Below are 15,387 nucleotides of genomic sequence, written 5' to 3'. Positions count from 1 at the left end.
ATGTCTGAATATTTACCAATATCGGAAGAAATACGCGCGCTCGGCCGTCAGGCTGAGCGCGAAATCATGCCGTGCTTTTCTCGTATCGAAGAGATCTGCGACCGGAATACGGAAAAGGTGCTGGCGGCGTTTACGAAAAACCGCGTGTCGGATAACCTTTTTGCCGGCACGACCGGCTATGGATATGACGATCACGGGCGTGACACCCTGGACCGCATTTATGCCGATATCTTCGGGACGGAGGCCGCGCTGGTGCGCATCGGCTTTGTCAACGGCACGCACGCGCTTTCCTGCGCGATGTTTTCCGCAGTCAAAACAGGGGACACGGTGCTTTCAGTCACCGGTCCGGCGTATGACACGCTGCAAAACACAATCACCGGGGATTACTGTGGCAGCATGAAGCACTATGGTATCGGTTACAAGCAGGTGGACCTCAAGGACGGCGCGCCCGATCTGCCAGCGATTGCCGCAGCCGTGCGAGACCAAGCGGTCAAACTAGTGTTCATCCAGCGCAGCCGCGGCTATGCCGTACGTAAAACGCTGTCCTGCGAGGAGATCGGAGAAATCTGCCGGACGGTGCGTGCCGCAGGCTCCGAAGCCGCGATTATGGTGGATAACTGCTACGGCGAATTTGTGGAGGAGACTGAGCCGACCCAGGTTGGCGCGGATCTGATTGCGGGTTCGCTGATTAAAAACCCGGGCGGGGGTCTTGCGCCCACCGGCGGTTACATCGCAGGCCGCTCGGATCTGGTGGAGAATGCCTCCTATAAGCTGACCGCGCCCGGTATCGGCGGGGAGTGCGGCTGCACCATAGGACAGAACCGTTTGCTGTATCAGGGGCTGTTCATGGCGCCGCATATCACGGCGCAAGCGCTGAAAACGGCCATTTTCTGCGCCAAGGTCATGGAGCTGATGGGATACGAGGTCAGCCCGAAAGCGGAAGAGACGCGGTATGACATCATCCAGACGATTGCGTTCGGCGCGCCGGAGCCGCTGCGCCGGTTCTGCGAAGGGATTCAGGCGGGCGCGCCGGTCGATTCCTTTGTGACACCGGAGCCGTGGGCCATGCCGGGCTATGACGATCCGGTCATCATGGCGGCGGGCGCTTTCGTGCAGGGCGCTTCCATTGAATTGTCGGCGGATGCTCCGATGCGGGAGCCGTATGTGTGCTATTTACAGGGCGGCCTGACCTACGCTTCAGGCAAAGCCGGTATTTTGCTCGCGGCTGAGCGTATCAGCAATGCCAAATCGTGAAAGTGGAGGAAGAGCGGCGGGACCGCTCTTTTTTCACGGGTATGGTTGCGCGAAAAGCGGTTTCGTGGTACAATATTTGGGTTGAGAGGGCAGAGGTTTGCAGCTATGACGATTCTTGGTATCGACCCTGGCTACGGTACGATCGGCTATGGGGTCGTGCGGTTTGAAAACTTCAAGTTCACGCCCGTGCAGTACGGCGCGGCAACAACAAAGGCCGGCATGCCGATGCATCTGCGTCTGTGTGAGATTTATGAGGATATCAGCACGTTGGTCGATACGTTTCATCCGGACGAGGTTGCGATTGAAGAGCTGTTTTTCTCCAAAAACATTACGACCGGCATCCAGGTCGCGCAGGCAAGAGGCGTGATCCTGCTTGCGCTCGCCCAAAAAGGCCTGCATCCGGTTTCGTATACGCCGAACCAGGTCAAAATGGCGGTGGTCGGCTATGGCAACGCAGAAAAAAAGCAGATGATGGAAATGACGAAAAGCATCCTGCATCTGACAAAGCTTCCGCGGCCGGATGACGCGGCGGATGCGCTCGCGCTTGCGATCTGCCACGGCCATTCCAGAAATGCAATACGGTATGAGGGTATTTGATGTTTTATTATGTAGAGGGTACGGTCGCGCTGCTCAAGCAAGGGCTTGCCGTGATCGACTGCGGCGGTGTGGGATATGCATGTCACGCTTCGCAGAACACGATCGGCAAGCTGAAAATCGGCGCCCGCGCGCGTTTGTTGACATATCTGAATGTCCGCGAGGATATTTTTGAATTATACGGGTTTATTGACGAGGAGGAGCAGTCCTGCTTCGAAATGATGATCGGCGTATCCGGCGTGGGGCCGAAAGCCGCTCTTTCCATTCTGTCGGTCGCGCCGCCGGACCGGCTTGCGCTGTCCATCATCACAGGGGATGAAAAAATGCTGATGCAGGCGCCAGGCATCGGCAAAAAAATCGCGCAGCGCATTGTTTTGGAGCTGCGGGACAAGATGAGCAAGGAACAGTTGGAGACTGCGTCCAGCGTATCGCCTGTTGCCATGGCCGCGGCGTCCGGCGGGGTCAACCATACGCAGGAGGCTGTTGCGGCGCTCATGGTGCTTGGGTACAGCCAAGCGGAAGCGCTTCAGGCGATGGAGGGGATGGACGCCGCGCAGATGGAAGCGGAGGAGATCATCCGCCAATGCCTGAAAAAGCTGGTCAAACAGTAAAGGGGTGTCGCTTTGAGCATTGAATTTTCCGGCGGCATGGCCGACGATGAACGCATTATTTCCACCAGGCAGTTGGCGGAGGATGAAACCGAAAATTCCCTGCGGCCGAAATCCATGGCGGATTATGTCGGCCAGGCAAAGGTAAAGGAAAACCTCGGTGTTTACATCGAAGCTGCAAAGCAGCGGGGAGAGGCGCTGGACCATACCCTGCTGTACGGCCCGCCGGGCTTGGGAAAAACCACGCTGGCCGGCATTATTGCAAATGAGATGGGGGTCAATATCCGCGTCACCAGCGGTCCTGCGATCGAAAAAGCAGGAGATTTGGCGGCTTTATTGACAAACCTTTCGGAAAATGATATTTTGTTTATCGATGAGATCCACCGTTTAGACCGTGCGGTCGAAGAGATCCTCTACCCGGCGATGGAGGACTACGCGCTCGATATCATTATTGGCAAGGGGCCTTCCGCGCGTTCAATCCGGCTCGACCTGCCGCGTTTCACCCTGATCGGGGCGACGACGCGCGCCGGACAGATGACCAGCCCGCTGCGTGACCGATTCGGCGTGATGCTCCGTTTGGAACTTTATTCCGCGGAGGAGCTTTGTCATATCGTGGAACGCTCGGCAAGCATACTGAATGTGCCGTGCGAGCACGAGGGCGCTTTGGAAATCGCGCGCCGCAGCCGCGGCACGCCGCGTATTGCCAACCGCCTGCTGCGCCGTGTGCGCGATTTCGCGCAGGTGCGCGGCACGGGCACGATCGACAAGGCCAGCGCGGACATGGCGCTGCGCGCGCAGGAGATCGATGAGTTGGGGCTGGACGCGGTTGACCGGCGCATGCTCAAAAGCATCATGCTCAATTACGGCGGCGGTCCGGTCGGACTGGAAACGCTGGCCGCGACCATTGGTGAAGAAGCCATTACATTGGAGGATGTATACGAGCCGTATCTGATGCAGATCGGCTTTCTCAGCCGCACGCCGCGCGGGCGGTGTGTAACGATGCAGGCTTACCGGCACATGAATATGGAACCGGCGGACGGGCAGCAAATGCTGTGACGGCGCTGTTATCAATAAGAAAGTTAGGTGTTTGATATTGGGTAGATATTTTGGGACGGACGGTGTCCGCGGTGTGGCAAATTCCGAACTGGACGCGCTGCTTGCATTCAAAATCGGCGCGGCGGCGGCGTTTGTGCTGACGCAGGAAGCGACCCACAGCGGAAAAGCCAAGCTGCTGATCGGCAAGGATACGCGCATCTCCTCGGATATGCTGGAAAACGCGCTGGTGGCGGGCATCTGCTCAGTCGGCGCGGATGTGGAGCTGCTGGGCGTTATCCCAACACCGGCAGTAGCTTTTTTGACGATCAAGCATAAAGCGGATGCCGGCATCGTGATCTCGGCAAGCCATAACTCGTTTGAATATAATGGCATCAAGATATTTGCGGGCAACGGCTACAAGCTGCCGGACGAAACTGAGGCCAAAATCGAAGACCTGATCGACGACTTTGAATCCATCCCCAAAATGACCCATGAAAAGCTGGGCCGCGTGCTGAAAAGTGCGATCGATCCGGTGGTGGAGTACACCGACCACCTTGCGGAAACGATCAAGGGCGACTTGTCCGGCCTGCACGTCGCGGTGGACTGCGCAAACGGCGCATCCTCTACCACGGTCGAGCGGTTGATGCGTTTGGTCGAGTGCAGGGCGGAGATACGGTTTTACGAGCCGGATGGAATCAATATCAACGCGGGCTGCGGCTCGACGCATCTGGAACAGCTCAAGGAGCGCGTCCGGAAAGGCAGCTTTGATTTGGGCGTTGCGTTCGATGGCGACGCGGACCGCTGCCTGATCGTGGACGAAACTGGCGAGGAGCTGGACGGGGACCGCATCATGGCCGTATGCGCCGCCCATATGAAAAAGGAAGGCAAGCTGCGCGGTGGGGCGTTTGTCGCCACCGTGCTGTCCAACATGGGTCTGCACGCCTATGCTCAAAAAAACGACATGCGGATCGAATGCTCCAGTGTGGGAGACCGGTATGTGCTGGAAATGATGTTGAACAAGGGATATATCCTTGGCGGCGAGCAGTCCGGCCATGTTATCTTCCTGGAATATGCCTCAACCGGAGATGGGGAGCTGACCGCGCTGCAGTTCATGTCCATTCTGAAAAGCAGCGGCAAAAAATGCTCGGAGATCGCCGCGGAGGTCGTGCCATGGCCGCAGGTCATGATTAACGTCAAGGTGCCGAATGATAAAAAGGCTGCCCTGCAGGAGCTGCCGGAGGTCAAGGCTTCGATCGACGAGGCGGGCGCGGCTCTGGGGGAAAACGGCCGGATTTTGGTACGTCCCTCCGGTACAGAGGCTTTGGTGCGCGTTATGGTCGAAGGAAAGGACAGCAATCAGGTCGATACTTTGGCAAAAAGGGTTGCCAAAGTGATAGAGTCTGTCGTATAATAAGAAAGAGCCAACATAAGGTGGATGTGGTTTTCGCATCCACCTTGTTTTGTGAAAGAGAGGGGTGAAAAGCAGCGGTACAACAGAATAGCAAGTCAAGCGCCAGAACTGCGATGCAGCCGGTATCGCAGTTGACGAGGGAAGGGTTAATCGAAGTTTTCGGCGGATGCCCTTCGGCCATGAGTGGGTTGGTCGTGAGCAGACTGTTAAATCGCGCGGGCGACTGCGCGGACAGAGCAGATTCTGCGTAACGCACTATTTTTATACCCAAAATTAAAAAACTGCCATCCTTTCTATTGGAGGAATTTATTCTTATGTGTGGAATCGTTGGATTTACGGGCCGCGAAAACGCGCTGCCCATTCTGATTAAGGGATTATACAGCCTCGAGTACCGTGGGTATGATTCCGCCGGCATCGCCGCCTTTACGCGGGACGGCCTGCGCGTTGTGAAAACACAGGGCCGCATCGCGAGCCTGGAAGAGAAAATCCAGTCCGAGGGCGGCTTGTCCTGCACCTGCGGCATCGGCCATACCCGCTGGGCGACGCATGGGGAGCCGTCCGACCGCAATTCCCATCCCCATCTGGGCGGTCGGGACGGTCAGGGCAAGGTCGCGGTCGTCCATAACGGGATCATAGAAAACTATAAGGAACTGCGGGAGCGACTGGAGGCGCATGGGTACACGTTCTGTTCCGAGACGGATACGGAGACCGTCGCGCACCTGGTCGACTACCTGCATACCGGCAAGCAGGAGGACTTGGCGAAGACCGTGCTCGCCGCAGTACAGCGCATCCGCGGCTCCTACGCACTGGGCGTGGTTTCTATGGACAATCCGGAGGAGATCGTCGCCGCGCGGCGGGATAACCCGCTGATTATCGGGCTCGGCCAAGGGGAAAATATGATTGCCTCGGATCTCACGGCGATTATCGGCCGGACCCGCGATTACATCATTCTGGACGACAATGAGGTGGCGATTATCCGGCCGGACAGCGTGGCTGTGATGAACGAGTTCGGCGACGTAGTGGAGAAAGCGGTCCAAACTGTCACTTGGGATATGTCGGCCGCGGAAAAGGGCGGCTACCAGCATTTCATGCTGAAAGAGATCATGGAGCAGCCGAAAGCGGTCGCGGATACAGTCAACCCGCGAATTCAGAACAATGCTGTTGTATTTGAGGAAAACGGCCTGACCGATGAACGGCTGCGCGAAATCGAAAATATTCATATCGTAGGCTGCGGTTCCGCCTTGCACGCGGGCATGGTCGGCAAACGTGTGATCGAGGCAATGTGCCGCATCCACTGTACGGCGGAGGTAGCCAGTGAGTTCCGGTATGAAAACCCGATCATCGGGAAAAAGGACCTCTGCATCGTAATCAGCCAGTCGGGCGAAACCGCCGATACGCTGGCGGCGATGCGGCTGGCCAAGCAGGCGGGCGCGTTCACGGTCGCGATCGTCAATGTGGTATCCTCGACCATCGCGCGCGAGGCGGACGGAGTGCTGTATACCTGGGCGGGGCCGGAGATATCGGTTGCGACCACAAAAGCATATTCCTCACAGCTTTCCGCCCTGTACCTGATCTCCGTGAAAATCGCACGCACGAGGGGCCTGATCTCGATCGGGGATGAGCGCGCGCTTTGCGCCGAGCTGCAGCGCTTGCCGGCCTGCATTGAGAAAGCGTTGGAAAGCCAGCAGGATATGCAGCGCATCTCCACGCGGTACGCCAACCGGCCGAGCGTGTTTTTCCTGGGGCGCGGCCTGGACTATGCTGCGGCGCTCGAGGCCTCGCTCAAGCTCAAGGAAATATCGTATATCCATTCCGAGGCATATGCGGCGGGAGAGCTCAAACACGGTACGATCTCGCTGATCGAGGAGGGGACACTGGTGGTGGCGTTGGCAACGCAGCCTGCGCTGTTTGAAAAAACCGTCTCCAACATCCGAGAGGTAGTTTCCCGCGGCGCGGTCGTCGTATTAGTCACCACGGACGACTTCACAGGGGATGAATCGGTCTGTCAGCATATTATCCGGCTGCCGAAATGTCTTTATGAATTTTCCGCGTCTCTTTCGATTATTCCCATGCAGCTTTTGGCATACTATATTGCGGTGGAGCGCAACTGCGACGTGGATAAACCGCGCAATCTCGCCAAGTCGGTGACTGTCGAATAATGAAAAATATTGTTTATTGTTCAATCGGCACAAAAAAAATAAATCTGTTTTTGCCATCAAAACAGTAGTTTTCACAAAAATTCCTTGACATTATCTTTTTTTTCGCATATAATAAATCTTGACATGAGACACGGTATAGAAAATATTCCATTGCAGCCGTTATCCGATGAAGCGTTGTGCCGGCTGGCGCAGCAGGGCGGCGGCGATGCGGCGGAAGCTTTGGTAAAAAGGTATTCCAGACTGGTAAAGACCTGTGCGCGCCCGTATTTTTTAGTGGGTGCGGATGAAGAGGATCTGCTTCAGGAGGGGATGCTCGGTTTGATGAAAGCGATCCGCGAATATGATGAAGGAAAAGGCGTGCCGTTCAGCGCGTTTGCGAAGATCTGCGTTATGCGGAAAATTTTTTCCGCGGTGCGGTCTGCCGCCGCAATGAAGCACGACCCGCTCAATCGTTCCATGTCAATCGATCGACCTCTGTTTGAAGACCTTGCGGAATCGCACACCCGGGTTACGGCACCGATTGGTGACCCTGAATCGCTGGTGATCGGCAATGAGGAGAGGGAAGAACTGGTCCGTCGGCTCTACTCGCTTCTGTCTGAATTCGAGGCAAAGGTTTTAACATTGTTTTTGGATGGCCTGTCGTTTGAGGAAATGTCCAAAACGCTGCGTAAACCGATCAAGTCTGTGGATAATGCCATCCAGCGCATCAAGCGGAAATCGGCAAATATCAAACCCCAATAGGCGATTGCAGGCATGCGGCCTGTACGCATAAATTTCAGGTTCCCGAGGGAACGGTATCAAAGAGAGGTAAAAACCATGTACGAAGACAAGACTTTAGTATGCAAGGAATGCGGTCAGGAATTTGTGTTTACTGCCGGCGAGCAGGAATTCTATGCAGAGCGCGGTTTCCAGAACGAGCCGCAGCGCTGCAAGGCCTGCCGTGACGCCCGAAAGAACGCGGCTCGTGGCCCGCGCGAATATTTCACCGCTACCTGTGCTGCTTGCGGCGGAGAGGCTCGTGTTCCGTTCGAACCCAAGTCCGACCGTCCGGTATATTGCAGCGAATGCTTCGCCAAAATGCGCGAGCAGGGCTGATAAGTGAACGGAAAATGTCCGGCTAACGCCGGACATTTTTTGGTTTTACGAAGAGCAGCTCAGGGGACGGGCCGCTGCGGTGACGGATGGTTGGAAAGGAGAAAACGGCCGCGCGGTCGGTAGGGGGCGTTTATGGTAAAAAGGGCGCGTATTTTTTTGTTGATTTCTGATAAAACGCGATAAGGTGATTGAAATTTGTATATTTTTGCGGTATACTAAAGACAACAAAAAACAAACAGGAGGTCCATCATGGCGGCTATCACGAAAAAGACCACGATTGGCGAGGTGCTGAACCGCAATCTGGAAACGGCAAAGTTCTTTATGGAAATCGGTATGCATTGCTTGGGCTGCCCGGCATCGCAGGGCGAAAGCATTGAGGAGGCCTGCATGGTGCATGGCACCAATGCGGACGAACTGGTTGCCAAGCTCAACGCATTCCTGGGCGAATAAGGATGAAAGACAAGGGCCGGCAAAGCATGCCGGCCCATTTTTTAGGTGAGAAATGGAACGGATGATTTTAACGCCCCGCTTGGCCTGCATCGCAGCGCTGATCCCTCGTGGGGCGCGGCTGGCAGATATCGGAACGGATCATGGAAAACTGCCGGTTTCTCTGCTGCTTTCCGGACGTGTCGCCGCCGCGATCGGGTCGGATATCCGGCAGGGGCCGCTGGATCATGCGGCCCGTAATGCCGCGGAGCATGGTGTGGCGCTGCCGCTGCGCCTTGCGGCGGGGCTGGAGGCCGTGCGGCCGGAGGAGTGCGACACGGTCAGCATCGCCGGCATGGGAGGCCAGACGATTGCAGATATCCTGGCGGCCGCGCCGTGGACGGGAGATGGCGAGCATCTGCTGCTTTTACAGCCAATGACGATGGTCTATGAGCTTCGGCAGTGGCTTTGGGCGCATGGCTATATGATCGAGTGTGAAACGGTCTGTCGGGAGGAACGCCGGTATTATGTTGTGCTTTCCGTGCGCGGCGGTGGACCAGTGCGCGTGGTCCCGCTTTCCAGCTGCGCGTTTTCTCCGGCGCTGCTGCAGGCGGCGGGTGCGCGCGACTATCTGGAAAAGCTGCTTCAGCGGGAAATACGCGCGCTGGAGGGTATGCAAAGCGGAAGCGCGGTTGACCGCGCCGTCCTTGACGGACAGCGTGAAATCGTTCGCGTGATCAAACAGGCATGGGAGGAATTGGCATGATTACGGTTCAGGATATTGTAACGCTGCTGGAAGGGCTGGCGCCGCCCGCGCTGGCGGAAAGCTGGGATAATGTGGGGCTGCTTTGCGGGGATCGGGCGCGCGAAGTGACCAATGTGCTTTGCTCTCTCGATATTACCGAACAGGTCGTTGCGGAGGCGGCGGAACGCGGCGCACAGATGATCGTCGCGCATCATCCGGTGATCTTTACCTCGATCAGTCGGATAACCGAGGACGATGCGACTGGACGTATCCTGCGTGCCGCGATCCGGCATGATATTGCCCTCGTTTGTATGCACACCAACGCGGACTGTGCGCAGGGAGGCGTTAACGACGCCCTGGCCGCTGCGCTGTTCCTCACCAACGTGGGGAATCTGGAAGCGGGGGAAAACGGGATGCTGGGACGTGTTGGCGACCTGCCAAAGGAAATGGGGCCGCGGGAGTTCGCGCTTTATGTCAAAGAGTGTCTGCGTGCGTGCGGCGTTCGCTTTTGTGATGGCGGCCGGCCGATCCGTCGGGTGGCGGTCGGCGGCGGAGCCTGTGGCAAAATGATGGATTTTGCAATCGCAAAGGGGGCGGACGCATTCGTGATCGGAGACTGCAGCTACGACCTGATGCAGCGCGCGCAGACGCTTGGGCTGACGCTTGCGGACGCGGGTCATTTCCCAACCGAAAATCCGGTGACAGCGGCGTTCGCGGAGCAGATAGGCGGGGCGTTCCCCGCGTTGCGCGTCAGCGTTTCCGAGCGGCACGCGGACTGCATCCAATTTGTATAAGGAAGATCGATCATGCCATTAGATGCTATCTGCCTTGGGGCAGTAACGGAAGAATTGAATCATGTGCTCGCGGGCTGCCGTGTGGAAAAGGTGTACCAGCCCGATCGGGATGAGATCGTGCTGCAGACGAGAGGCCAGGGCGGCGCAAGGCGCTTGCTGGTGTCGACCGCCGCCGGCGCGCCGCGGGTGCATTTTATTGACGTCGCGCGAGAGAATCCGGCGGCGCCGCCCATGTTCTGCATGCTCCTGCGCAAGCATGTGCAGGGGGCAAAAATTGCGGCAGTCGTACAGCCGGCTGTGGAACGGATGCTGACTATCGAACTGGATACGACAGACGAAATGGGGGTGGCCTGCAAAAAACATCTGATCTGCGAGTTGATGGGGAAGCACTCCAACGTCATCCTGTGCGGGGAGGATAACCGTATCATTGACGCGATGCGCCGCGTGGACGGAGACCTTTCCGGTAAGCGGCAGGTATTGCCCGGCCTGTTTTACAGGTTGCCGCCGGCGCAGGAGAAGCATGACCCCTTTGCTCTGTCGGGAGTGGGGCTGTCGGCCTCCCTGCAATCCGCGGATGGAGAGATGGGGCTTGACCGATATCTGCTCAGCCAACTGCTTGGATTTTCGCCGCTGCTGTGCCGCGAGCTATCCTATCGGGCGACGGGAGACGCCGCGAAGCCGGTCGGCAAACTGACCGCAGAGGAGCAGCTTCGTCTGGCGCAGGTGTTTGAGGACCTGAAAAGCTATCTCACAGAAAAACGGTGGAAGCCGTTCTTGCTTACGAAGACAGAGGATCATGCGGTTTTTGACTTTTCCTTTCTGCCAATCACGCAATATGAAGGCCTGATGACAGTATCGCAGGAGCAAAGCTTCTCGGACCTGCTGGCCGCGTTTTTTGAGAAAAAAGGGAAAGCGGAGCGCATGGCGCGGCGCTCGGCCGATTTGCATAAGGCCGTCGTCAACGCGCGCGACCGCTTGGCAAGAAAGCTGGCTGCGCAGCAAAAGGAGCTGGACGCGACGCAAAACCGCGAACAGTATAAACGGCTGGGCGACCTAATCACGGCAAACCTGTACCAGCTTGAAAAGGGGATGAACAAGGCGGTGGTCGTGGACTATTACGACGAGGCCTGTCCCGAGGTGGAGGTCGCTTTGGATGTCCGATTGACGCCGCAGCAAAACGCGCAGAAGTATTTCAAGCTGTACAACAAAGCCAAGACTGCGGAGGAAGTGCTGACGCAGCAGCTCGCACAGGGCCGTGCAGATCTGGATTATCTGGAAAGCGTGCTGGTCGCGCTGGGTGAGGCGGAGAGTGAACGGGACCTTGCTCAGCTGAGGGAGGAGCTGACACAGGAGGGCGTCCTGTCCAGCAAGCAGGCGCGCAACAAAAAGCAACGCGTGAAGCCGGTGGCCGCAAAGCCGTTCCATTATCGCTCGAGCGACGGTTTTGATATCTTCGCGGGAAAAAACAACCTGCAAAACGATCTGTTGACGCTGAAGACTGCGTTTAAAAGCGATATCTGGTTCCACACACAGAAGATTCACGGCTCGCATGTGATTCTGGTGGCCGATGGGCGCGAACCAACCGATCGGGCTATGACGGAAGCGGCCATGATCGCGGCGTACCACTCCAAAGCGCGGCAGTCCTCGCTTGTGCCAGTGGATTACACACCGGTACGGCAGGTCAAAAAGCCGGCGGGAGCCAAGCCGGGTATGGTGATCTATCATGTGTACCAAACAGCCTACGTCACGCCGGATGAGGCGGCGGTGGAAAGACTCCGCATCGAGTAAAAATGGAGAAGCAGGATGTGGTTTGATAAGATCCTATATGGATTGCCGTACCTTCATTTGAGATATCGGCTAAGGTATATTGTGAATGCGGAAAGAGGGAAGTATATGATTCTGTCCGGTAAGGAGATTGTAAAGCATATCGGCAAGGAAATTATTATCGAGCCATTCGATCCAAAGCGGGTCAATCCGAACAGCTATAACCTGTCGCTGGCGAACGAGCTGCTTGTTTATGATAACGATGTACTTGACATGAAAACCCCGAATACGGCGCACCGTATCGAGATACCGGAGGAAGGCCTGCTCTTACAGCCCAACCGCCTGTACCTGGGGCGCACAAACGAATATACGGTGACAGACCGGTATATCCCCATGCTGGAGGGACGGTCGTCGACCGGACGCTTGGGTCTGTTCATCCATGTTACCGCTGGTTTTGGAGACGTGGGGTTTGCGGGTTACTGGACATTGGAGATATTCTGCGTGCAGCCGATTCGGATTTATCCTAATGTGGAGATCTGTCAGATTTATTATCACGATATCGATGGAGAGTATGATCCGTATACCAGTGGAAAATATCAGAACAATACGGGGATTCAGCCGAGCCTGCTGTACCGCGACTTTGAAAAAAGTGATACCTGAAAGGAGGGGCGCATAGCGCCCCTCCTTTAATTTTCCATCAGCAACATTGCGCGGTATAACATTTCACAGGCGACCTGCCGGGTAATCGGTTCGCCGCTGTCCAGCATCGAAGCAAGAGGGGAGAGCACGTCCAACCGAGACATGCTGCTGACCGCGCTTTGCGCCCAGTCCATTTCTGCGGTATGCTCGGGGGCGATAACATATTCCGCGCCGTCGAGCGCCTCTCCCAGAAGATTTCGAATCACAACGCTTGCTTCCGCCAATGTGATGGGGTTCTGTCCCCGTATCTCGGCCAGGCCGCCGGCGGTCTGGTATCCGCTGACCAGCCCATTTGCGGCGGCTGTACTCACAAAGGGCTTTGCCCATAGAGAGAGGCCACGGTCGTCGGCAAAGTCGGTCTGCTGGGTCGGTTCAACCGGAAGCTTGGCGACCGCGGTTGCCATAGTGATGAATTCGCTGCGCGTCACGGTCTGGGCAGGACGGAAGAAGGAACAGCCGCCAATATTTTCGCCGGTCATAATACCATTTTCCGATAGGCAGATTGCGGCATAATGCGCGGGATTTCCCGTCATGTCGGAATAGGTGAGTCCAGCGCGGTTCTTTTTCACTGTGATCGTAACGTCGGCAGGCTCCGCCGTATTCCCGTTGGCATCGACAACCGTATAGGAAAATTTATCCTTGCCCGCTTTTTTCGCAGGGGAATAAGATAGAATATTTCCTTCGATCGATGCAGTGCCGAGACGAGGCTGTTCGGTAAGCTGGTACAGAACAATATCATTATCAGAATCCGCAGCGGTCAGCTCTACCTCAATCGGTATCTCTACGCAAGTCTCTGCCTCGACGGCATAGGCTGCAGGGACGCCCGCAGCCGGCGTTTCCGATGTCAGGCCGGCTGCAAGCGCCACGCCGGAAAAGAGTACTGTGGCGGGCAGCAGCAGTACAGCGATCAATAATTTTCGATCCATAAAATCATACACCCTTTCCAGAATGTTCTGCATCCCGCAGTATGCACCGCTTTGAAGGGCTTTATGCATAAATTTTCCGGAATATTTGCAAGCGAAACCATAATCTTGCCGAAAGGCAGGAAATAGGGGGAAAATGCTTGCCGAAATTCGTGCTTTGTGGCATAATTTTTATATAAGGAATACAGGAACAGGGAAAGGAGAATGAGAATGGAAAACCATCAGCTTGTTCTGGTGCTGGACTTCGGCGGGCAGTATAACCAGTTGATCGCGCGGCGCGTGCGTGAACATCATGTATATTGTGAGGTCAAGCCCTACAAAACCCCGCTTGAGGAGATCAGGGCGATGCATCCAATCGGCATCATATTTACCGGTGGACCGAACAGCGTTTATGATGAAAAATCTCCGAAGTGCGATCCGGCGCTTTTTGAGTTGGGCATTCCGGTTTTAGGGATTTGCTACGGTTGCCAGCTTATGGCGCATACGCTGGGGGGCGAGGTAACTGCCGCGCAGGAGGATACAGCGCGCGAATATGGAAAAACGGATACATTTTATAATACGGGCTGCAAGCTGTTCAAGGGGCTTCCGGAGCAGGGAATATCCTGGATGAGCCACGGCGACTACATGGCGAAAGTACCGGAGGGCTTTTCGCTTGTCGCACATACCGAAATGTGTCCGACAGCAGCGATCGCGGATGAGGCGCGCGGCTTTTACGGCGTGCAGTACCATCCGGAGGTCAATCACACAGAAAACGGTACGTTGATGCTGAAAAATTTCCTTTATGAGGTGTGCGGCGCCAAAGGCGACTGGACGATGGAGGACTATAAGAATTCGTCGATCAAGTCGATTCGGGAAAAGGTCGGCGATGGCAAGGTCCTGCTGGCGCTGTCCGGCGGCGTGGATTCCTCCGTTGCGGCAGCTTTGCTGGCCGAAGCGGTCGGAAATCAGTTGACATGTGTTTTTGTCGACCATGGCCTTATGCGTAAGGATGAAGGAGACGAAGTCGAGGCCGCGTTTGCGAAATGGGACATCAACTTTATCCGTGTGGATGCGGAGAAGCGTTTCCTGGACAAGCTGGCCGGTATTTCCGATCCGGAAACAAAGCGCAAGATCATCGGTGAGGAATTTATCCGCGTTTTCGAGGAGGAAGGCAAAAAAATCGGCAAGGTCGATTATCTGGTCCAAGGAACGATTTACCCAGACGTGATTGAATCTGGTGCGGGTGACGCGGCGGTTATCAAGAGCCACCACAACGTCGGCGGCCTGCCGGATTTCGTGGACTTCAAGGAGATCATAGAGCCGCTGCGCCTGCTGTTTAAGGATGAAGTGCGCCAGCTTGGCCGCGAGCTTGATTTGCCGGAATACTTGGTCATGCGCCAGCCGTTCCCAGGCCCGGGCCTTGCGATTCGCGTCATTGGTGAGATCACCAGGGAGAAACTGGATATTCTGCGTGAGGCAGACTTTATTTTTCGTGATGAGGTTGCAAAGGCTGGTTTGGAGCATACGATGAACCAGTATTTTGCAGTATTGACCAATATGCGCTCGGTCGGCGTGATGGGCGACGGACGGACGTATGATTATACGGTCGCGCTGCGCTCGGTGACTACCACCGACTTTATGACAGCCGATTGGGCGCGGATTCCGTATGAGGTACTCGACCGTGTGAGTGTGCGGATTGTAAACGAGGTCGGCCATATCAACCGGATTGTGTATGATATTACGTCCAAGCCGCCAGCAACGATTGAGTGGGAATAATTTCAGAGGTCTGAAAAAGCCCGGAATGACTGGGTTTTCTAAGGCGTGATGCCCTCTGTGGCAACGATTTGGCAACATTTTTTCATTATTCATAAAAAAAGAGAGCTAACTGATTTTGATTAGTC

General features: G+C 56.0%; 15 protein-coding genes. 14 read left to right on the top strand and 1 reads right to left on the bottom strand.

Annotation, left to right across the window (positions count from 1 at the left end; genetic code table 11):
* The 13 genes from RX717_RS08545 (at position 1) to dcd (ending at position 12,545) form a co-directional block, all read left to right on the top strand.
* Positions 1–1,254, top strand: a complete 1,254-nt coding sequence (locus RX717_RS08545; RefSeq protein WP_147573657.1) for a methionine gamma-lyase family protein — start codon at positions 1–3, stop codon at positions 1,252–1,254.
* A 105-nt stretch (positions 1,255–1,359) separates the two neighbouring features.
* Positions 1,360–1,851, top strand: a complete 492-nt coding sequence (gene ruvC / locus RX717_RS08540) for a crossover junction endodeoxyribonuclease RuvC (protein ID WP_107630420.1) — start codon at positions 1,360–1,362, stop codon at positions 1,849–1,851.
* Positions 1,851–2,459 (top strand): Holliday junction branch migration protein RuvA, encoded by a 609-nt coding sequence (ruvA, locus tag RX717_RS08535; RefSeq protein WP_107630421.1) that lies wholly within the window; start codon positions 1,851–1,853, stop codon positions 2,457–2,459. Before ruvC ends, ruvA begins: the two co-directional genes overlap by 1 nt.
* A 12-nt stretch (positions 2,460–2,471) precedes the next feature.
* The gene (gene ruvB / locus RX717_RS08530; protein ID WP_054325856.1) at positions 2,472–3,512 is read left to right on the top strand and encodes a Holliday junction branch migration DNA helicase RuvB; all 1,041 of its coding nucleotides are present in this window, start codon (positions 2,472–2,474) and stop codon (positions 3,510–3,512) included.
* Between the two features lie 37 nt (positions 3,513–3,549).
* A complete protein-coding gene (gene glmM / locus RX717_RS08525; RefSeq protein ID WP_107632105.1) occupies positions 3,550–4,902 on the top strand; it encodes a phosphoglucosamine mutase in 1,353 nt (450 codons plus the stop codon).
* A gap of 314 nt (positions 4,903–5,216) precedes the next feature.
* Positions 5,217–7,061, top strand: a complete 1,845-nt coding sequence (gene glmS, locus RX717_RS08520) for a glutamine--fructose-6-phosphate transaminase (isomerizing) (RefSeq protein WP_054325857.1) — start codon at positions 5,217–5,219, stop codon at positions 7,059–7,061.
* 174 nt (positions 7,062–7,235) lie between these two features.
* The gene (locus RX717_RS08515; RefSeq protein ID WP_243182336.1) at positions 7,236–7,802 is read left to right on the top strand and encodes a sigma-70 family RNA polymerase sigma factor; all 567 of its coding nucleotides are present in this window, start codon (positions 7,236–7,238) and stop codon (positions 7,800–7,802) included.
* 75 nt (positions 7,803–7,877) lie between these two features.
* Positions 7,878–8,156, top strand: a complete 279-nt coding sequence (locus RX717_RS08510) for a zinc-ribbon domain containing protein (RefSeq protein ID WP_054325859.1) — start codon at positions 7,878–7,880, stop codon at positions 8,154–8,156.
* A gap of 249 nt (positions 8,157–8,405) precedes the next feature.
* Positions 8,406–8,606 carry a DUF1858 domain-containing protein gene (locus RX717_RS08505; RefSeq protein WP_054325860.1) on the top strand — a complete coding sequence of 67 codons (201 nt, stop codon included), beginning with the start codon at positions 8,406–8,408 and terminating at the stop codon, positions 8,604–8,606.
* Positions 8,607–8,658: 52 nt separating this feature from the next.
* On the top strand, positions 8,659–9,348 hold the full coding sequence (locus RX717_RS08500) for a tRNA (adenine(22)-N(1))-methyltransferase (RefSeq protein WP_082396619.1): 690 nt from the start codon (positions 8,659–8,661) through the stop codon (positions 9,346–9,348).
* The gene (locus tag RX717_RS08495) at positions 9,345–10,121 is read left to right on the top strand and encodes a Nif3-like dinuclear metal center hexameric protein (protein WP_107630423.1); all 777 of its coding nucleotides are present in this window, start codon (positions 9,345–9,347) and stop codon (positions 10,119–10,121) included. The genes RX717_RS08500 and RX717_RS08495 overlap by 4 nt, the downstream gene beginning before the upstream one ends.
* Positions 10,122–10,133: 12 nt before the next feature.
* Positions 10,134–11,909, top strand: a complete 1,776-nt coding sequence (locus RX717_RS08490; RefSeq protein WP_107630424.1) for an Rqc2 family fibronectin-binding protein — start codon at positions 10,134–10,136, stop codon at positions 11,907–11,909.
* A 105-nt stretch (positions 11,910–12,014) separates the two neighbouring features.
* Complete coding sequence (gene dcd, locus RX717_RS08485) at positions 12,015–12,545, top strand: dCTP deaminase (protein WP_054325863.1); 531 nt, start codon at positions 12,015–12,017, stop codon at positions 12,543–12,545.
* A gap of 26 nt (positions 12,546–12,571) precedes the next feature.
* On the opposite strand, the gene RX717_RS08480 is transcribed toward dcd, so the two are convergent.
* Positions 12,572–13,510, bottom strand: a complete 939-nt coding sequence (locus RX717_RS08480; protein ID WP_159068006.1) for an Ig-like domain-containing protein — start codon at positions 13,508–13,510, stop codon at positions 12,572–12,574.
* A 207-nt stretch (positions 13,511–13,717) separates the two neighbouring features.
* Between RX717_RS08480 and guaA the strand changes: the two genes are divergently transcribed.
* The gene (gene guaA, locus RX717_RS08475) at positions 13,718–15,262 is read left to right on the top strand and encodes a glutamine-hydrolyzing GMP synthase (RefSeq protein WP_054325865.1); all 1,545 of its coding nucleotides are present in this window, start codon (positions 13,718–13,720) and stop codon (positions 15,260–15,262) included.
* Positions 15,263–15,387: the final 125 nt, after the last annotated feature.

It is taken from the genome of Intestinibacillus sp. NTUH-41-i26 (genome assembly GCF_032769475.1).
In the GTDB taxonomy this organism is placed as follows: domain Bacteria; phylum Bacillota; class Clostridia; order Oscillospirales; family Butyricicoccaceae; genus Agathobaculum; species Agathobaculum ammoniilyticum.
This window is presented reverse-complemented; position numbering and strand designations above follow the sequence as displayed.